This is a genomic window from Samsonia erythrinae (assembly GCF_004342665.1).
In the GTDB taxonomy this organism is placed as follows: domain Bacteria; phylum Pseudomonadota; class Gammaproteobacteria; order Enterobacterales; family Enterobacteriaceae; genus Samsonia; species Samsonia erythrinae.
Window position 1 is genome coordinate 174,959 of record NZ_SMBY01000006.1, and the last position, 19,567, is coordinate 194,525.

The 19,567-nt window shown below is 53.7% G+C and carries 19 protein-coding genes; 6 read left to right on the plus strand and 13 right to left on the minus strand.

Going from position 1 to position 19,567, the window contains the following annotated elements; translation table 11 throughout:
- The first annotated feature begins 71 nt into the window (after positions 1 to 71).
- Genes surA through apaH form a run of 5 tightly spaced genes read left to right on the plus strand, consistent with a single transcriptional unit; the run spans position 72 to position 4,417 of the window.
- Entirely contained in the window at positions 72 to 1,367 is a 1,296-nt protein-coding gene (surA, locus tag EDC54_RS11520; protein ID WP_132456284.1) for a peptidylprolyl isomerase SurA, read from the plus strand.
- Positions 1,367 to 2,368, plus strand: a complete 1,002-nt coding sequence (pdxA, locus tag EDC54_RS11525) for a 4-hydroxythreonine-4-phosphate dehydrogenase PdxA (RefSeq protein ID WP_132456286.1) — start codon at positions 1,367 to 1,369, stop codon at positions 2,366 to 2,368. The genes surA and pdxA overlap by 1 nt, the downstream gene beginning before the upstream one ends.
- Positions 2,361 to 3,179 carry a 16S rRNA (adenine(1518)-N(6)/adenine(1519)-N(6))-dimethyltransferase RsmA gene (rsmA, locus tag EDC54_RS11530; protein WP_132456288.1) on the plus strand — a complete coding sequence of 273 codons (819 nt, stop codon included), beginning with the start codon at positions 2,361 to 2,363 and terminating at the stop codon, positions 3,177 to 3,179. Before pdxA ends, rsmA begins: the two co-directional genes overlap by 8 nt.
- Positions 3,180 to 3,191: 12 nt before the next feature.
- Positions 3,192 to 3,569, plus strand: coding sequence for a Co2+/Mg2+ efflux protein ApaG (gene apaG, locus EDC54_RS11535; RefSeq protein ID WP_132456290.1), 378 nt, complete (start codon positions 3,192 to 3,194; stop codon positions 3,567 to 3,569).
- Positions 3,570 to 3,571: 2 nt separating this feature from the next.
- Entirely contained in the window at positions 3,572 to 4,417 is an 846-nt protein-coding gene (gene apaH, locus EDC54_RS11540; protein WP_132456292.1) for a bis(5'-nucleosyl)-tetraphosphatase (symmetrical) ApaH, read from the plus strand.
- A gap of 24 nt (positions 4,418 to 4,441) precedes the next feature.
- On the opposite strand, the gene EDC54_RS11545 is transcribed toward apaH, so the two are convergent.
- From EDC54_RS11545 to EDC54_RS11560, 4 genes are all read right to left on the minus strand, one after another.
- On the minus strand, positions 4,442 to 4,639 hold the full coding sequence (locus EDC54_RS11545; protein WP_132456294.1) for a hypothetical protein: 198 nt from the start codon (positions 4,637 to 4,639) through the stop codon (positions 4,442 to 4,444).
- A 162-nt stretch (positions 4,640 to 4,801) separates the two neighbouring features.
- Complete coding sequence (gene folA / locus EDC54_RS11550; protein WP_132456296.1) at positions 4,802 to 5,284, minus strand: type 3 dihydrofolate reductase; 483 nt, start codon at positions 5,282 to 5,284, stop codon at positions 4,802 to 4,804.
- Positions 5,285 to 5,392: 108 nt separating this feature from the next.
- Positions 5,393 to 5,863, minus strand: coding sequence for a threonine/serine exporter (locus tag EDC54_RS11555; RefSeq protein ID WP_132456298.1), 471 nt, complete (start codon positions 5,861 to 5,863; stop codon positions 5,393 to 5,395).
- On the minus strand, positions 5,854 to 6,678 hold the full coding sequence (locus EDC54_RS11560) for a threonine/serine exporter family protein (RefSeq protein ID WP_132456300.1): 825 nt from the start codon (positions 6,676 to 6,678) through the stop codon (positions 5,854 to 5,856). The genes EDC54_RS11555 and EDC54_RS11560 overlap by 10 nt, the downstream gene beginning before the upstream one ends.
- Positions 6,679 to 6,832: 154 nt before the next feature.
- Between EDC54_RS11560 and EDC54_RS11565 the strand changes: the two genes are divergently transcribed.
- Positions 6,833 to 7,447 (plus strand): LysE family transporter, encoded by a 615-nt coding sequence (locus EDC54_RS11565; RefSeq protein WP_132456302.1) that lies wholly within the window; start codon positions 6,833 to 6,835, stop codon positions 7,445 to 7,447.
- Between the two features lie 99 nt (positions 7,448 to 7,546).
- On the opposite strand, the gene EDC54_RS11570 is transcribed toward EDC54_RS11565, so the two are convergent.
- From EDC54_RS11570 to ileS, 9 genes are all read right to left on the minus strand, one after another.
- The gene (locus EDC54_RS11570) at positions 7,547 to 7,915 is read right to left on the minus strand and encodes a VOC family protein (protein WP_132456304.1); all 369 of its coding nucleotides are present in this window, start codon (positions 7,913 to 7,915) and stop codon (positions 7,547 to 7,549) included.
- A 97-nt stretch (positions 7,916 to 8,012) separates the two neighbouring features.
- On the minus strand, positions 8,013 to 8,702 hold the full coding sequence (locus tag EDC54_RS11575) for a helix-turn-helix transcriptional regulator (RefSeq protein ID WP_132456306.1): 690 nt from the start codon (positions 8,700 to 8,702) through the stop codon (positions 8,013 to 8,015).
- Positions 8,703 to 8,863: 161 nt separating this feature from the next.
- Entirely contained in the window at positions 8,864 to 12,088 is a 3,225-nt protein-coding gene (carB, locus tag EDC54_RS11580; RefSeq protein ID WP_132456308.1) for a carbamoyl-phosphate synthase large subunit, read from the minus strand.
- 14 nt (positions 12,089 to 12,102) lie between these two features.
- A complete protein-coding gene (carA, locus tag EDC54_RS11585) occupies positions 12,103 to 13,251 on the minus strand; it encodes a glutamine-hydrolyzing carbamoyl-phosphate synthase small subunit (protein ID WP_132456310.1) in 1,149 nt (382 codons plus the stop codon).
- A gap of 445 nt (positions 13,252 to 13,696) precedes the next feature.
- Positions 13,697 to 14,518: a 4-hydroxy-tetrahydrodipicolinate reductase gene (gene dapB, locus EDC54_RS11590; protein WP_132456312.1), complete on the minus strand. Its 822-nt coding sequence runs from the start codon at positions 14,516 to 14,518 to the stop codon at positions 13,697 to 13,699.
- 310 nt (positions 14,519 to 14,828) lie between these two features.
- Positions 14,829 to 15,779 carry a 4-hydroxy-3-methylbut-2-enyl diphosphate reductase gene (gene ispH / locus EDC54_RS11595; RefSeq protein WP_132456314.1) on the minus strand — a complete coding sequence of 317 codons (951 nt, stop codon included), beginning with the start codon at positions 15,777 to 15,779 and terminating at the stop codon, positions 14,829 to 14,831.
- Complete coding sequence (fkpB, locus tag EDC54_RS11600) at positions 15,760 to 16,233, minus strand: FKBP-type peptidyl-prolyl cis-trans isomerase (protein WP_132456316.1); 474 nt, start codon at positions 16,231 to 16,233, stop codon at positions 15,760 to 15,762. The genes ispH and fkpB overlap by 20 nt, the downstream gene beginning before the upstream one ends.
- Entirely contained in the window at positions 16,233 to 16,748 is a 516-nt protein-coding gene (gene lspA, locus EDC54_RS11605) for a signal peptidase II (RefSeq protein WP_165904302.1), read from the minus strand. The genes fkpB and lspA overlap by 1 nt, the downstream gene beginning before the upstream one ends.
- Positions 16,745 to 19,558 carry an isoleucine--tRNA ligase gene (gene ileS / locus EDC54_RS11610; RefSeq protein ID WP_132456320.1) on the minus strand — a complete coding sequence of 938 codons (2,814 nt, stop codon included), beginning with the start codon at positions 19,556 to 19,558 and terminating at the stop codon, positions 16,745 to 16,747. The genes lspA and ileS overlap by 4 nt, the downstream gene beginning before the upstream one ends.
- Between the last annotated feature and the right edge of the window lie 9 nt (positions 19,559 to 19,567).

A 19,567-nucleotide genomic window follows, 5' to 3' on the forward strand; every position in this document is an offset into this window, starting at 1 on the left:
TCGCTGACAGGCTTCCTCAATGAAACGTTGAAACTTTTAACCCGCCTTGCGGATGAGATAATGGGAAAGGTATGAAGAACTGGAGAACGCTTATTCTCGGATTGGCACTGAGTGCCTCTACCGCGTTCGCAGCACCACAAGTGGTTGATAAAGTCGCAGCGGTGGTTGATAACAGCGTCGTGTTAGAAAGTGATGTAAACAGTCTTTTGCAATCGGTAAAACTGAACGCCCAGCAGGCCGGACAACAACTACCGGATGATGCCACGCTGCGTCATCAAATTACCGATCGCCTGATCATGGACAACATTATCCTGCAAATAGCGCAGAAGATGGGGATCCAGGTGACGGATGAACAACTGGATCAGGCCATTGCCAATATTGCCGCCCAGAACCGGATGTCCGTAGACCAGCTAAAAAGCCAACTGGCCTATGAAGGTTTAAATTACAGCACCTATCGCAGCCAAATCCGTAAGGAGATGCTGATTGCGGAAGTACGCAACAACGAGGTTCGCCGTCGCGTCACTGTGCTCCCGCAGGAGGTCGACACGTTGGCTCAGCAGATCGCCAACCAGACCGGTGAGAATGATGAACTCAATCTGAGTCATATTCTGATCCCTCTGCCGGAAAATCCCACCCAGCAGCAGGTCGATGGCGCAGAAAATCTGGCGACCGCTTTAGTTAAGCAAATTAGTGAAGGCGCGGATTTCGGCAAACTGGCCGCCACTTACTCGGCTGACCCTCAGGCGCTAAAAGGTGGGCAAATGGGCTGGGGCAAATTGCAGGAAATCCCGACGCTGTTCGCCGAGCGCTTAACGCAGGCGAAGAAAGGTCAAGTCGTCGGCCCGATCCGTTCCGGCGTGGGGTTCCACATTTTGAAGGTGAACGACATTCGTGGCGGGAACAAGAGCATATCGGTCACTGAAACTCATGCGCGCCACATTCTGCTCAGGCCTTCTGTGGTTATGACGGACAGTCAGGCTCAGGCCAAACTGGCCGAGGTGGCACAGCAGATCAAGAACGGCAGTACCGATTTCGCAACACAAGCGAAGCTGCTGTCTCAGGATCCGGGTTCGGCGAATCAGGGCGGCGACCTTGGCTGGGCTTCTCCGGATATGTACGATCCGGCGTTCCGCGATGCGCTGTTGAAACTGAAGAAAGGCGAAATCAGTCAGCCGGTTCACTCCTCTTTCGGTTGGCACCTGATCCAGCTACTGGATACCCGTCGGGTGGATAAAACCGACGCGGCGCAAAAAGAGCAGGCGTATCGTATGATCTTTAATCGTAAATTCGCTGAGGAAGCGCAAACCTGGATGCAGGAACAGCGCGCAGCGGCTTACGTCAAAGTGATAAATGGCGCTAATCCCTAATGCAGACGGAAAGCAATACGCCACGCGTTGCGATCACCCCCGGCGAGCCTGCCGGGATTGGCCCCGATCTGGTGATTGCTCTGGCGCAGCAGAACTGGCCAGTGGAGCTGGTTTGCTGCGCGGATCCTGAGTTGTTATTCAGCCGCGCATTGCAACTGTCGATGCCGCTGACGCTGCGCGATTACCAACCCAATCAGCCTGCGCTGCCGCAGCAGGCAGGGAGCCTTACCATTCTGCCGGTTGTCGCGCCGACCACCACACTCGCAGGTCAATTAAACGTCAGTAACAGCGCTTATGTCGTTGAAACATTAACCCGTGCTTGCGATGGTTGCCTGAACGGCGAGTTTGCCGCGCTGGTTACCGGGCCGGTTCATAAAGGCATCATCAACGATGCCGGCGTCCCGTTCAGCGGGCACACCGAATTTTTCGCCGAACGTAGCGGCTGTGACCGTGTCGTCATGATGCTGGCGACGGAAGAACTGCGTGTCGCTCTGGCGACAACGCATCTGCCGCTGGCGGCCGTTTCTGCGGCAATTACCCGCCAAAGCCTGCACGAAGTCATCACGATCTTGCATCATGATTTGCAGACGAAATTCGGTATCGTTCAACCCCGGATCACGGTCTGTGGGCTGAATCCCCATGCTGGCGAAGGCGGCCATATGGGACGTGAAGAGCTGGATGTCATTAATCCGGCACTGGACGAACTGCGGCAACAGGGCATCACACTGGTCGGCCCGCTGCCTGCCGACACCCTCTTCCAGCCCAAATATCTGCAACACACTGACGCCGTTTTGGCGATGTACCACGATCAAGGGCTCCCGGTTCTGAAATATCAGGGCTTCGGGCGCGCCGTTAATATCACGCTGGGGTTACCTTTTATCCGCACATCCGTTGACCACGGTACAGCGCTTGAGCTGGCCGCAACGGGTGGCGCCGATCCCGGCAGCTTCATCACGGCATTAAATCTTGCCATTAAAATGATAAAACACAGTAATGAATAATCGCGTACACCAAGGTCACTTCGCCCGTAAACGTTTTGGGCAAAACTTCTTAAACGATCGTTTCGTGATCGACAGCATTGTTTCGGCAATTCATCCTCAGCCCGGTCAAGCGATAGTCGAGATCGGCCCGGGTCTCGGCGCACTAACCGCCCCTGTCGGCGAGCGCATGGATCGTTTTACCGTGATTGAACTGGATCGGGATCTTGCCGCACGGTTGGAAACGCATCCGACGCTGAAAGATAAGCTGACGATCATTCAGCAAGACGCCATGACGATCGATTTCGCTGCGCTCGCAGAGCAAGCCGGACAATCTCTGCGCGTTTTTGGCAACCTGCCGTACAATATTTCGACACCGCTGATGTTCCACTTGTTCAGCTATACTCAGTCTATCCGTGACATGCACTTTATGTTGCAGAAAGAAGTCGTTAACCGGCTGGTCGCGGGGCCAAACAGTAAGGCCTATGGTCGCCTGAGCGTGATGGCGCAATATTATTGTCAGGTGATCCCGGTACTTGAAGTGCCGCCGGAGGCGTTTAAACCGGCACCGAAGGTGGATTCTGCTGTAGTGCGGCTCGTCCCTCATGCCGAGCTCCCCTACCCGGTCAGCGATATTCGCATGCTGAGCCGTATCACCACGGAAGCGTTTAATCAGCGCCGCAAGACATTGCGTAACAGTCTGGGCAACCTGTTCACCCCGGAGAGACTCGCCGAGCTGGGCATTGATGCCACCAGCCGTGCGGAGAATGTGACCGTTGAGCAATATTGCCGATTAGCCAATTGGTTAAGCGAGCACCTTGCAAAACAGGAATAACTGGAGTTCATCATGATCAATGCGCCCCGCGTTTGTGTACAGGTTCAGAGCTTTTACGTGGAATCACAATCGGAGCCTGATGAAGAACGTTTCGTGTTTGCTTATACGATTACGGTTCGCAATCTGGGGCGTCATGAAGTCCAGCTACTGGGACGCTATTGGCTGATCACTAACGGTAACGGTCGCCAGACAGAGGTTCAGGGCGAGGGCGTGGTCGGCGAACAACCGATTATCCGCCCCGGCGGCGAGTTTCAATATACCAGCGGCACGGTCATGGAGACGCCTCTTGGCACAATGGAAGGCCACTACCATATGGTTGATCATCAGGGCAAAGCGTTTCAGATCTCAATCCCCGTTTTCCGTCTGGCTATCCCTTCACTGATACATTAATTATGTCTACCTACTTAGTTGGCGATGTTCACGGCTGTTTCGTTGAACTCAAAGCGCTATTGGCGCAAGTTTCCTTTAATCCTGAGCATGATACGCTCTGGTTAACCGGCGATCTGGTCGCTCGCGGGCCGGACTCGCTTCAGGTTCTGCGCTTCGTTCGTTCTCTCGGCTCCTCTGTCCGTATGGTGCTTGGTAATCACGACCTGCATCTACTGGCCGTTTATGCCGGAATCAGTCGCAATAAACCGAAAGATCGCCTCGGCGACCTCCTCGCCGCGCCGGACGCAGACGATCTGCTCAACTGGTTGCGCCGCCAGCCTATCCTACAGGTCGATGAAGATCGAAAACTCGTCATGGCGCACGCCGGTATTACCCCGCAGTGGGATCTGGCGACAGCGATGATGTGCGCACGCGAAGTCGAATCGATCCTGAGCAGCGATAGCTACCCACTTTTCCTTGATGCTATGTACGGCGACATGCCAAACCACTGGAGCCCGGCGCTCAGCGGTCTGGCGCGTTTGCGTTTTAGCACCAACGTCTTTACCCGTATGCGCTACTGTTTTTCCGGCGGGCAGTTGGATATGCTTTGCAAAGAACCCCCTCATCAGGCCCCTTCTTTATTAAAACCGTGGTTTGCACTGCCAGGCCAAATCGCCGATGAATACGCCATTGCGTTCGGCCACTGGGCATCGTTGGAAGGGAAAGGCACGCCGGAAAACATATATGCGCTGGATACCGGATGCTGCTGGGGGGGGACACTCACGATGCTGCGTTGGGATGATAAGCGTTACTTTACGCAACCATCACTTTCGTCCAACACCGTCCTCTCTGGCGAGACCACACGCTGAAGGCGACAGACTCGCCGTCCTGCGTCATATTTCCGCCGACAACCGCCTCTGAGGCTGCCCGGTTTCGGATGAAGGTCGCTCCCCTTCCTCGATGGGAAGCGACCACACGCAGCCGCCCAAGAACCCGGACAAACCCACCGCCACCACTCCGCCAGTCGGCAATTCGCGGCGGCGTGGATCGTTCAGACGATCGGTATTCAGGTTGCGGATTCTGTTCGTCATTGGTTCTGTCTCCTCGGTGATCAAACACAGCGGTTTAATGGCGCATTCCTCGCTCACGACATAAACCCCTTTCCGCTTTTATCCTAGCGGCGACAGATGACGAAAATGTGAAACAAAAAAGCCCGCAACAGGGCGGGCAGTGAGTATGGTGGATAACCGGCGTTAGCGACGTTCCAGGATTTCAAAACAATAGCTGTGCGAATTTCGTTCGTCGGCATCATGAAATTCGCTGAAAACAGACTGCCATTCATCCGGTTCATAGTCAGGGAAGTGCGTATCGCCTTCCACTTCGGCATCAATGTGCGTCAGATAGAGACGATGAGCCAGCGGCAACATCTGCTGATAAATACTCCCGCCGCCGATCACCATCACTTCCTCAACGTCACCGGCCACCGCCAGCGCAGCCTCAAGCGAGGAAACCCAGGTCACCCGTTCGTCACTGCCAGGATGCTTACTGACAACAATGTTCAGCCTGCCGGGTAGCGGCTGACCGATGGAGCGGAACGTATTGCGCCCCATAATAATCGGTTTATTGAGCGTATTACGCTTAAACCAGGCCAGATCGGCGGGCAAATGCCACGGCATGGCATTTTCCATGCCGATCACACGTTCCACTGCCAACGCAGCAATCAAACTAATAACCATGGTGAAAAAACCCTGTAGGTCAGAAAATTGCTGACACTATACGTAAAGCCCTTTCACTCGTCGACATAGAGACGAAACCGAAGTGTAATATAAGAGTGCTCTGACCTGTTACACGCCCGGTCGTTTACGATAAAGCCAAATTCCCGGTAGAGAAAGACCGATAGAAAGCGCGCCCACGATGAAACTGGCTTTGAGGAAATTCGTCACCATGAGGTTCATCAGCGCTTCGTTATAGCCAAGATGCGAAATTTCCACTACCGAAATCATTGCCGTATAAGCAGAAATACCGGGAAACATGGGGATCACGGCTGCCACGGTAAATACTTTGGGATGCGCCAGCAGCCAGCGCGACCAGCGGATGCCGATGATGCCAATAAGGATTGCCGCCAGAAACGACGCCCACTCGATATGCATGCCAAAGTGCATCGCCATAAACCGCACGCCGTGACCGATGCCCCCCAACAGCGCGCAGTAAGGCAACGCTTTTAACGGTACGTTAAAGACCATTGCAAACCCTAATGCGGGAACAGCAGCCAGCACCATATCTTGTAACAGCGCCCACAACAAACTTAAGCCCATCCGCGTAGTCCCCATAGCGACATCGCCATTACCACCCCAATACAGGTTGCCAGCGTCAGTAAACTTGCCACCGTCCAGCGTGCCAGACCGGTATTCACATGGCCTTTGAACATATCCGCCACGGCGTTAATCAGCGGGAAACCGGGCACCAACAGCAATACGCTCGCGGCCATCGCTACCGTCGACGTCTGCTCAAATATGGACAAACGCATCAGCAGCCCGGAGGCCGATGTCGCGACAAATGCCGTAATACAGAAATTAATTAACGGATTAAGATGCCGCGCCGTGAAAACCTGTCGGACATACATCGCCAGACCGCTGGCAATCAGCGTGACGAAAAAGGCATCCCAGCCGCCACCGTTCAGGCGACTGAAACAACCGCAAGAGAGGGCGACAACAGAAACCATCAGCCAGCGCGGGTAGCGCAGTGGCTTAATATGTGCCAGCCGCTTCTCCACGCCTGACACATCCAGCAGCTTATGCTCGGCCATAATGACCACGTGCTGAACCTCAATGACGACATGCATGTTAATACCGCGATCGATATTCTTTCGTGTCGACGTCAGGCAGCGCCCCTGCATGATGGTCGTCAGGACAACCGCATTCGCCGAAATGGAGCTCTCTACGCTATCGGCGCCTAGCGCCATTCCCAGTCGCGACGACAGTTGCTCCACAATCATACTTTCGGCGCCATGCTGTAACAGCAACAACGCGCACTCAATACACAGCCGGGTTATCTCCCGCTGTCGGGAGCATTGTTCTTCTACCGGTACTGCACCACTGAATTGTTCACGGTTTTCGCATTCACTGACCATGTTGCTATCCCAAACTCGCCCTGCCGTTAACCACAAATAGCCAAAGGTTAATTGTTAACATATCCCCCCCGAATAACCAATAATTGTGATGCGAATTCATGACGCTGACGCTATCATCTTAGCTAATTTCTCTGTTTTACCCTCTGGAACGTCCATGTTGGAAACATCGCTGTTTGTCGCCACCATCGCCACGCTGGGAATGATCTCTCCCGGTCCCGACTTTTTCCTCGTCATCAGGAATGCCGCACGTTACCCGCGCATCGCTGCGCTAATGACCGCGTTCGGTGTAGTCTGCGGTGTGGCAACCCATATGGCGTACTGCGTCGCTGGGCTCGCCGTTGTCATCACCACGACACCATGGCTGTTTAATGTACTGAAATATGCAGGTGCCGCCTATCTGATTTGGGTCGGTATTCAGGCGTTATTCGCACGCGGTGGAAGCAAGATGGACGTATCAAACCTGGCGCAGCAAAGCGTCAGCCTGAAAAAAGCGTTCCTGCAAGGTTACCTATGCAACCTGCTTAATCCAAAGGCTACGCTTTTCTTTCTGGCGATGTTCACTCAGGTTTTGAATATTCATTCCGGAATCGGTGAAAAGCTGTGGTATGCCATGATCATCTTGCTGTTATCTGCCGTCTGGTGGCCGCTGTTAGTGGTGCTTTTCCAAAGCACACCGGTACGGCGCGGGTTGGCTAAAGTGCAAAAATGGGTGGATAAGCTGCTGGGTACCGTCCTGATCGCGCTCGGTATCAAGGTCGCGCTGGGGTGAAATCGTCACCGGGCTTGCTCGCCAGTCACCATCGGTGATTGATGTAAAACACCCCCGATTTTTACCGGGAGGTGTTTATGGTCTTATCCTCAAGCTAGCTTAATAGCTGGCATAATACACACGTAACCGATGGTGATCGGGATCGAGTGCCACGAACGTCAGGCCAAAATCCATTTGAGTGATGTCCTGAGCGATAGTCATATCACGTGCCTTCCAGCGTTCATAAATTGCGTTCAGCGCGACCTCACTCTCGACACGAATGGCTAATTCGCTACCACCGCCCGTTAGTTGGGTCACCGGTTTAACATCATGTTTAGACCACAACCCCAATAGCAATCCAGAGTCAAAGGCAAACATGGCAAAGTTTTCCGACTTCTCAATAGGCTCAAAATCAAACAGTTCACGATAGAAACGTTCGCTGGTAACGGCATCTTCTACATATAAAATAATAAGATTTGGTGCGTCCATCAGGGATCCCCTGTAATCAGGTGAGTAATAAGCAGAAACGTTCTGCTTGCCTGAATGCATCGTAGTACGCACCGATGTCAATTTTTGTCAGTAGCCATTACTGCTGGGGAATGTCCTCTTTTTCATACCATTCTTTTAATAACACTTGGCGACGACGAGGATAACGTTGCCCCAACACCGTCATGCTACGGATACGTTCAGCCCTGAAATGCCGAAACTGCTGACGACGTTCGCACCATGCGGCAATGATGTGCGTTTGATCGAAGAATCCTAATGCGAACGGCCAGATAACGCGGAGAGACTCATTGCCCTGAAGGTCGCAATAAGCGATCGCCGTACGGCGCTCAGCCCGAATCGCGTGACGCAAGGCCGACAAGTCGATAACAACGGCGGGAGTCACTTCTGCCTTACCGACCAATAGTCCTGAAGAATCGAGCGCATTGCGCAATTCTGGTGGCAATACCGCCGCAATCTTCATCAACGCGTTCCGGGTGGCGCCCGCCAGACGCTCATCGGTTCTTCGGGCGACCCAACGCGAGCCCAACACCAAGGCTTCGATTTCCTCTTCTGAAAACATCAAGGGAGGCAAAATGAACCCCGGACGCAGGATATAACCTAATCCCGCCTCTCCCTCAATGCGCGCGCCCTGCAACTGTAGCGTGGCAATATCACGGTAGACGGTTCTCTGGCTTACACCTAATTTTTCCGCCAAATAGGCACCCGTTACGGGGAAGCGGTGGTGGCGTAATAGTTGTAAAAGCTCAAGTAAACGCTGTGTTCTGGTCATCACCGTCCCCAGGTTTCAGGTATAGGAACCCCGCTCAATACCCGCCTGAAAAACTGAGCGGCAGGAAAGAGGATTTCAGGCTAAACAAAAAGACAAAAAAGTCAGCGCTGTCACCAACGCTGACTTTTGCCATGAGCTTATCGCCTGCCGAAGCCGGTCAATCAGCCTTTAATCATCGCATGCATTTCCTGTACGGATGTCACCTTCTCCGTCGGGTCGGCGGTTAACGACATCGTCGTGGCGAAACCACCGTTCAGCGTCGTGTCATAGTGCACCTTGTATTGCAGCGCGCTGCGGCGAATCAGCTTGGAATCTTCAATCGCCTGACGCCCAGCGGTAGTATTGACGATATAGGTATACTCGCCGTTCTTGATGCGGTCCTGAATATGCGGACGACCTTCATGAACCTTGTTCACCAGACGCGGATTAATGCCTGCCTCACCCAGTTCAATCGCCGTGCCGTGCGTCGCATCCAGCTCAAACCCTTGTTTCAGCAGTTTGGCCGCCAGATCCACCACGCGGGCTTTATCGCCTTCACGTACCGACAGCAGTGCACGCCCGGTTTTCTTCATGTGCGAGTTACTGCCCAGCATCGCTTTGGCAAACGCTTCGGCAAACGTACGGCCCACGCCCATCACTTCACCGGTCGAACGCATTTCCGGCCCCAGAATCGGGTCAACGCCGGGGAACTTGTTGAACGGCAGCACCACTTCCTTCACCGAGTAGTACGGCGGGATAATTTCGTGGGTGACGCCCTGCTCAGCCAGCGTTTGTCCTGCCATCACACGCGCCGCGACTTTCGCTAACGGAACACCCGTGGCTTTCGACACAAACGGGACGGTGCGCGCCGCACGCGGGTTCACTTCAATCAGATAAACTTCGTTATCCTTCACCGCAAACTGCACGTTCATCAGTCCACGAACGCAGAGTTCGAACGCCAGTTTTTCCACCTGCTGGCGCATCACGTCCTGAATCTCTTTGCTCAGCGTATAAGCCGGCAGCGAACACGCTGAGTCACCGGAGTGAACGCCCGCTTGTTCGATGTGCTCCATAATCCCGCCAATCAGTACGCGCTCGCCGTCACAAATCGCATCAACATCGACTTCAATCGCATCGTCCAGGAAGCGGTCTAACAGAACAGGCGCGTCGTTAGACACGCTGACGGCAGTCTGGAAGTAACGACGCAGATCGGCTTCGTCATACACGATCTCCATCGCCCGACCGCCCAGCACATAAGAGGGGCGGACAACCAGCGGGTAGCCAATGCCGCGCGCTTTTTCTACCGCCAGTTCAATCGTCGCGACCGTGGCGTTAGCGGGTTGCTTCAGCCCCAGACGATTAACCGCCTGCTGGAAACGCTCGCGGTCTTCCGCACGGTCGATCGCATCCGGGCTGGTGCCGATAACCGGTACGCCTGCGGCTTCAAGCGCACGCGCCAGTTTCAGCGGCGTTTGCCCACCGTACTGCACGATAACGCCTTTCGGCTTCTCGATACGGACAATCTCCAGTACATCTTCCAGCGTTACCGGTTCAAAGTACAAACGGTCAGAGGTATCGTAGTCGGTTGACACCGTTTCCGGGTTGCAGTTAACCATGATGGTTTCATAGCCATCTTCACGCAGCGCCAGAGAGGCATGAACGCAGCAGTAGTCAAATTCGATCCCCTGACCGATACGGTTCGGGCCACCGCCTAATACCATAATCTTGTCACGACCCGAACTCGGATTGGCTTCGCACTCATCTTCATACGTGGAATACATATAAGCCGTATCGGTCGCGAACTCTGCCGCACAGGTATCCACGCGCTTATACACCGGATGCAGGTCAAACTTGTCACGCAGCTTACGGATTTCACTTTCCGCCACGCCGGCCAGCGTCGCCAGACGCGCATCGGCAAAGCCTTTACGCTTCAACATACGCAGGACATCGGCAGTCAGCGCGGTCACGCCTTTTTCCTTAACCTGCTCTTCCAAACGCACCAGTTCCTCAATCTGCACCAGGAACCAGCGATCGATATTGGTCAGGTTGAACACGCCGTCAACCGACATCCCGGCACGGAACGCATCCGCGATATACCAGATGCGCTCGGCGCCGGCATCTTTCAGTTCGCGGCGGATTTTTGTCAGTGCCTCAGGGTCATCCAGATCCACTTTCGGATCGAAACCGGTAGCTCCCACTTCCAGACCGCGCAGAGCTTTCTGCAAAGACTCCTGCTGCGTGCGGCCAATGGCCATCACTTCGCCCACCGATTTCATCTGCGTGGTCAGGCGGTCATTAGAACCGGCGAATTTTTCAAAGTTAAAGCGCGGGATCTTGGTGACGACGTAGTCAATGGCCGGTTCAAAGGACGCCGGCGTACGACCACCGGTGATGTCGTTCATCAACTCATCAAGGGTGTATCCTACGGCCAGTTTGGCCGCGACTTTGGCAATCGGGAAGCCCGTCGCTTTAGACGCCAATGCGGAAGAGCGGGATACGCGCGGGTTCATTTCAATAACAATCAGGCGCCCCGTTTTCGGGTTGACGGAGAATTGCACATTGGAACCGCCGGTCTCCACGCCGATTTCACGCAGCACCGCCATCGAGGCGTTACGCATGATTTGATATTCTTTATCAGTCAGCGTTTGGGCTGGCGCCACGGTAATAGAGTCACCGGTGTGGATCCCCATGGCATCCAGGTTTTCGATTGAGCAGACGATGATGCAGTTGTCGTTCTTATCGCGCACCACTTCCATTTCATACTCTTTCCAACCGATCAGCGATTCATCGATCAGCAGCTCTTTGGTCGGAGACAGATCCAGCCCGCGTTCACAGATCTCTTCGAACTCTTCACGGTTGTAAGCGATCCCGCCGCCGGTGCCTCCCATCGTAAAAGAAGGACGGATAATGCATGGGAAGCCGACATCAGCCGCCACGGCCAGCGCTTCTTCCATATTATGCGCAATACCGGAACGGGCCGTATCCAGACCGATCTTCTTCATCGCTTTATCAAAGCGTTGGCGATCTTCTGCTTTATCAATCGCATCCGCCGTTGCCCCAATCATGGTCACGCCGAATTCGCTCAGCACGCCCTGACGTTCAAGTTCCAGCGCGCAGTTCAGCGCCGTCTGACCGCCCATCGTCGGTAAAATGGCATCCGGACGCTCTTTTTCAATAATTTTACGCACCACTTCCCAATGAATCGGCTCAATGTAGGTCGCATCGGCCATTTCCGGGTCTGTCATGATCGTTGCCGGGTTGGAGTTCACCAGAATGACGCGGTAACCCTCTTCACGCAGCGCTTTACACGCCTGTGCGCCAGAGTAGTCAAACTCACACGCCTGACCGATAACAATCGGACCTGCGCCCAGAATCAGGATGCTTTTAATATCTGTACGTTTTGGCATTTTTTCGCTCCTGATTATTTAGCCGAAGAACGGTAAGTCTGAATCAAGTCAATAAAGTGGTCGAACAGCGGCGCGGCATCGTGCGGGCCCGGACTCGCTTCCGGGTGCCCCTGAAAGCTGAACGCCGGCTTATCCGTGCGGTGGATCCCCTGAACCGTATGGTCAAACAAGGATTTATGCGTGACGCGCAGCGTGTCAGGCAGATTATCTTCATCAACCGCGAAGCCATGGTTCTGCGCGGTGATCATCACGCAGTTGTTATCCAAATCTTTGACTGGATGGTTGCCGCCGTGGTGACCCAGCTTCATTTTGATGGTCCTGGCGCCACTCGCCAGCGCCAGCAACTGGTGGCCCAGACAGATACCGAATACCGGAATATCGGTTTCCAGAAAGGTTTTGATCGCGCGAATCGCATAGTCGCACGGCTCCGGGTCGCCCGGACCGTTAGAGAGGAAAATGCCGTCGGGGTTCAGCTTCAGCACCTCTTCGGCTGGCGTTTGCGCCGGCACAACCGTCAGCCGACAGCCGCGATCGACCAGCATACGCAGAATATTGCGCTTCACGCCATAGTCATAGGCCACAACATGGTAAGGCAGTTCGCTTTCATGCTTCGCTGCGGGCAACTCTCCGTCCAGCGTCCAGCTTCCCTGTAACCAACTGTACTTTTCCGCCGTCGTGACTTCTTTCGCCAAATCCATCCCTTTCAATCCCGGGAAGGCCTTCGCTTTCTCCAGCGCGACGGCCGCATCCGGCTTATCACCGGCAATGATGCAGCCATTCTGTGCGCCTTTTTCACGCAGCAGGCGGGTCAGTTTACGGGTATCGATATCGGCAATGGCAACGATATTGTTGCGCTTGAGGTATTCAGACAGGCTTTCTTCACTACGGTAGTTACTGGCAATCAGCGGTAAATCGCGGATGACCAGTCCCTGAGCCTGTACAGCGGGAGATTCTTCATCGGCTTCATTAGCGCCGACATTACCAATATGGGGATAAGTGAGAGTGACAATCTGGCGGGAATAGGAAGGATCAGTGAGGATTTCTTGATAACCGGTCATCGACGTATTGAAGACCACTTCCCCCACTGCCGCACCTTCTGCCCCAATGGCCCGACCGTGGAATTGGGTTCCGTCTTCCAGAACCAATAGCGCTGACTTAATCAAAACACCCTCCAAGGAATAAACAATCACATTATTTGCATATTAATTCAGATTCGAGCCACTAAATCAATGCAAAAACGACCTGTAAGGTTAATTTTTGGCAAATTGCGCGCATTTTAATGAGGGTCTTCATGATTGTCCACTCAAACCGTTTTTTTTCCCTTATTTTTACGCTCTCCGGGATGAATAGCCGTCCATCGACGTAAAAAACCATATCAACTCTGACAAGTAAACGGTTGCGAGACAACATCATTAAAATCAGGGTAACAAATCGCCAGCATCGCGGGTTTCAGGAATAATACAGGTCGACACCGCCTCAAAAACCGGATAAAACACAATTAAAAAGGCATCAGAAAGAAAAATCAACCCAAGAAAGACAAAATAAAAGGTGGTTACAAAAATAACCACCTTTATCAATAAGATAAAATCACATAAATAAAATAAAAAATTACAAATCATCCAGAGAAAGCACATCTCTCATATCAAAAAGACCGCTTTGTTTCGAACTAACCCAGATAGCAGCCCTTACCGCACCATTAGCAAATGTCATGCGGCTGGATGCCTTATGGGTAATCTCAACGCGCTCACCAATATCAGCAAACATCGCCGTATGTTCACCAACGATATCGCCGGCTCGTACAGTAGCAAAACCAATACTTTTCGGATCGCGTTCACCGGTATGACCTTCACGTGTGTACACCGCACAGGATTTCAGGTCACGCCCCAGCGCGCCAGCAATCGCTTCCCCCATCGCCAGCGCGGTGCCAGACGGCGCATCGACTTTATGACGGTGGTGCGCTTCAATGATTTCGATATCGGTATAATCGCCCATCACGCTGGCGGCTTTTTCCAGCAGTTTCAACATGACATTGACACCAACGCTGAAGTTGGCCGCAAACACAATGCCGATATCTTGTGCAGCCTGCTTAATCGCCGCCTTTCCCGCCTCATCAAAGCCGGTTGTCCCAATAATCATGCCCTTATGATGCTGGCGGCAAAATGCCAGATGCGCCAATGTGCCTTCCGGGCGGGTAAAGTCGATCAAAATATCGAAATCATCCCGCACAGCATCCAGATGTTCATTTACCGTCACGCCATTGTTACCGAGCCCGGCCAGCTCTCCCGCGTCGCTCCCGATCAGGGATGAACCAGAACGCTCCAGCGCCGCGCCCAATACTACGCCATCCATTTGCTCGATAGCCTGAATCAGCTGACGCCCCATACGGCCGCCCGCCCCTACAACTGCAATACGAATGGGTGAATCCTTCATTATGTCTCTCTCTTTTTGCTACTGACGACATGAAAAATATCATCAGGTTAACGGGACATGCGCACTATCGCCAGCGGATTTACGACCTGATTAGAAAATACTGTTTGATGCTGCCGTCAATCAGCAAAACTGTCCAGCGGCCCCTCAAATAGGCGCGGCTGGTCGGAAATGCTGAAGCAAGCGAATAATGGCGCGGATCAAAAACAAGACAACCACAGAGCGCATAAAAATTCACTTTATGCGTCATAAGTAGCAGAACAGCGGAAAGGCGTAAAACGACAGGGCGCCGGCCCTGTCGCAAGAAGCATATTTAGTCGACCAGCCTGACGTCGACACGTAGCTCTTTTGGCACTTCAAAGACGATATTTTCTTCACGCCCCTGCATTTCAACAGCAACCTTGCCGCCTAATGCTTTCAGCCGCTGGATCACCTGTTGTACCAGAATATCCGGTGCGGATGCGCCTGCGGTTACTCCAACATGCGAAGCGCCATCTACCCATGACTCTTGGATGTCTTCCGCTGAATCAATCAGGTAAGCCGCTTTCCCTGCTCTCTGTGCCAATTCAGCAAGACGGTTGGAGTTTGAGGAATTTTTAGAGCCCACAACGAACACAACATCTGCCTTATCCGACAAATGGCGAACGGCTTCCTGACGGTTGGTCGTGGCATAACAGATATCATCTTTACGCGGACCAACAATCTGCGGGAAACGCTCACGTAGCGCATCAATCACCGCAGAGGTGTCATCAACAGACAGCGTGGTTTGCGTCATAAAGCACAGGTTGCTTTCATCTTTTACCTGTAGTTGCCAGACATCTTCGGGGGATTCCACCAGATACATGCCACCATCCGCATTGCTGTACTGCCCCATCGTCCCTTCAACTTCAGGGTGTCCGGCATGCCCGATAAGAATCGCTTCTATGCCTTTCTTACTGGCTCTGGCCACTTCCATATGGACTTTCGTCACCAGCGGGCAGGTCGCATCGAACACCGTCAGGTCGCGGCTTTTTGCCTCGGCGCGCACCGCCTGAGAGACGCCGTGCGCGGAGAAGATCAGAATCGCGCCGTCCGGCACCTCTTCAATTTGCTCAATAAAAATGGCGCCGCGCTCGCGCAGGCCATTCACGACATAGCGGTTGTGAACCACTTCATGGCGCACGTAGATCGGCGTACCAAAAAGCGCCAGAGCACGCTCAACAATACTGATGGCACGATCGACTCCGGCACAAAAACCGCGCGGATTAGCCAGCAGGATCTGCATGCACTACCTCCTGTTGTTCGGGGTCGATATCCAATATTTCAAGATCGAAGGTAATCGTCTGGCCGGATAACGGGTGGTTGAAATCCACGGTGATCGACTCTTCAGTCACATCACGGATAATACCCGGCATGTCGTTCCCGCCAACACCGCTGAATAGCATAATTGTGCCGACATCCGGCACGCCGGTCTGAGCGAAGTCACGACGTAAGAAATATTGAATCAGGTTAGGGTTGGTCGGCCCAAAGGCCGACTCCGGCGGCAGCGTAAACTCACGCCTATCGCCACGTTTCAACCCTAACAGGTTGTGTTCCAGCGCGTCAGACAGGCTGCCGTCACCCAGTCGGAACAGCGCGGGTTTGCCACGTTCTCGCGTGGATTCAGCCACCGCGCCATCTTCCAGCGTCAGAATAAAATGCACCAGCACCGCGCTGTTGTGCTGCACTGTCTCAGACATCAACGACCCTTTTGCTTAACGGTATCAGTATCGTCATGCGTACTAAAAAAACCTTCCAGTACGATGAGCGCCGCACCGATACAAATCGCGGTATCGGCCAGATTAAACGTGGCGAAATGCCAGTCACCCACATAGAAGTCGATGAAATCGACAACAAATCCGTGCCATGTCCGATCGAACAGATTGCCCAGCGCGCCGCCGATAATCAGCGAATACGCAACATTGTTCAGCTTCTGCTTGACGCTACCACGGTACATCATCACTAGCAGCGCAATGACGATCGCAATCGCGATACCGGCAAAGAACCAGCGTTGCCAGCCTCCTTTGTCCGCCAGAAAGCTAAAGGCCGCGCCGTAGTTACGGGCATAGTGCAGATTCAGAGAAGGCAGCACCGGCACCGTCTCACCCAGTGAAAAATGGGCAAGAATCCACTGCTTGCTGCCCAGATCGACAACTAAAACCAGTAACGCCAGCCAGAGCCAGCAGAGTCCACTCGAACAGATTTTATTCATCAGACAAATTTACGCTCTTCGCCGTTGCCGCCCACGTTAGTCGCACAGCGACCACAGACTTCAGGATGATCGGCGTTGCTACCGATATCCGTCTCGTAATGCCAGCAGCGTGGACACTTGTGCCCTTCTGCCTCACTTAAGGCAATTTTCAGTCCGGTGAGTTCCGTTTCCTGCGCGCTTTCCGGTGCATTTTCATAACGTTCCACCCGCGCTTTCGACGTCAGGAGCGCAAAGTGCAGTTCCTGACGCAGCTGATTCAATTTACCTGCCAGATTGGCATCGGCATACAACGTGACGGCGGCTTCCAGCGAACCACCGATGCGCTTGTCATTACGAGCCTGCTCAATGACTTTGTTCACTTCACTACGTACTTTCAGAATATCTGTCCAGAACGCATCGTTCATGGTTTCCGCGGCATCCAGCCCGAACAAACCGTCATACCACTCTTCGGTAAAGACGTACTGCGCACGCTCGCCCGGCAGATAATTCCAGATTTCATCCGCCGTGAAGGACATAATCGGCGCCATCCAGCGTACCAGCGCTTCCGAGATATGATACAGCGCCGTCTGACAGCTACGGCGTGCGACGCTATCGCTTTTGGCCGTGTACTGACGATCTTTAATAATATCCAGATAGAACGAACCCATCTCGATCGAGCAGAACTGCATCAGACGCTGTACTACGCGGTGGAAATCATAGCTTTCATACGCATCGATAATCTCTTCCTGTGCGGCTTTCGCACAGCCCACCGCCCAGCGATCCAGCACCACCATGTCTTCCGGTTTCACCTTATGTTGCTGCGGATCGAACCCATTCAGGTTTGCGAGCAGGAAGCGCGCCGTGTTGCGAATACGACGGTAAGCATCGGCGGAACGCTTCAGAATTTCATCAGATACCGCAATTTCACCGGAGTAATCCGTTGAACCGATCCACAGACGCAGAATGTCGGCGCCCAGCTTATTCATCACGTCCTGCGGGCTAACGGTATTCCCGATCGACTTGGACATCTTGCGCCCCTGACCATCCACGGTAAACCCGTGGGTCAGCACCTGACGGTAAGGCGCTTTGCCTTTGATCGCGGTGGAAATCATCAGAGAAGACATGAACCAGCCGCGATGTTGGTCAGAACCTTCCAGATACATATCCGCCGCGTGGCCGTTAAATTCAGGACGCACATCCACGACCGATGCATGGGTGGACCCGGAATCGAACCACACATCCAGCGTATCCGGCACTTTGACGTAGCTATCGGCATCTGCGCCCAGCACCTCAGCCGGATCGAGATCCCACCATGCCTGAATGCCGTCCACCTCAACACGCTGCGCCACGGCTTCAATCAGCTCAGCGGTACGCGGGTGCAGCTCTTCCGTCTCTTTATGAACAAATAGCGACATGGGGACACCCCAGGTACGCTGACGGGAGATACACCAGTCAGGACGGTTGGCGACCATCGATTCAATACGCGCCTGCCCCCAATCCGGGATCCACTGCACGCCTTTGATTTCAGCCAGAGACTGTTTACGCAGGCCCTTTTGATCCATACTGACAAACCATTGCGGCGTCGCGCGGAAAATGATCGGCGACTTATGACGCCAGCAGCACGGGTAGCTGTGCTGTAATTTCTCTACGTGCAGCAACATGCCCTTTTCACGCAGGATGTCAACGACCACATCATTGGCTTTGAAAACAAATTTGCCATCCAGTTCAGGATAGGTGCCGCTGAGGTAACAGCCGTTCGGCCCAACCGGGTTGGCGATTTCCAGATTGTACTTCTGGCTGATCACATAGTCGTCAGGACCGTGTCCACCGGCGGTGTGTACCGCACCCGTACCCGCGTCCAGCGTGACGTGGTCGCCCAGAATCGCCGGTACATCAAAGCTCAGGAATGGATGTTTGAAGCGCAGCAGCTCAAGATCGGCGCCTTTACAGTCGCCCAACACGATCCACTGGGTCACGCCGATGCGTTTCATCACGCTTTCAACCAGATCGGCCGCCAGAATCAGCGCCTGTCCGTCAATCTGCACCAGTTGATAATCGAACTCCGCATTCAGTGAGATCGCGCGGTTTGCCGGCAGCGTCCACGGTGTCGTCGTCCAGATCACCAGTGAGACGGGGCCGTCGACATGACGCACGCCGAATTTGGCGATGACCGCCGCGACGTCGCTGGCGTTAAACGCGACATCAATGGATGGAGAGGTTTTGTCGTAATATTCCACTTCCGCTTCCGCCAGCGCGGAACCGCAGTCCGCACACCAGTGAACCGGCTTGGCGCCTTTGTGCAGGTGGCCGTTCTCAATGATACGGCCCAGCGCGCGGATAATGTTCGCTTCGGTTTTGAAATCCATCGTCAGGTAAGGACGATCCCAATCGCCCAGCACCCCGAGACGGATGAAGTCGGCTTTCTGGCCGGCAACCTGCTCCGCCGCGTATTTACGGCACTCGGCGCGGAATTCCGCGGCGCTGACTTTCTCGCCCGGCTTACCGACCAGCTGTTCCACTTTCAGTTCAATTGGCAGACCGTGGCAGTCCCAACCCGGCACATAGGGTGAATCGTAACCAGACAGTCCTTTCGATTTAACGATAATGTCTTTCAGAATCTTGTTAACCGAGTGACCAATATGAATGCTGCCGTTCGCGTAGGGAGGGCCATCATGCAGAATGAAGGTTTTTTTCCCCTTCTTCGCATTACGAATAATCCCGTACAGATCCTGTTCATACCAACGTTTCAGCATGTCAGGTTCGCGCTTGGCCAGATCGCCACGCATCGGGAACCCTGTTTCCGGCAAGTTCAGGGTAGTCTTATAGTCACTCATTAGATTCTC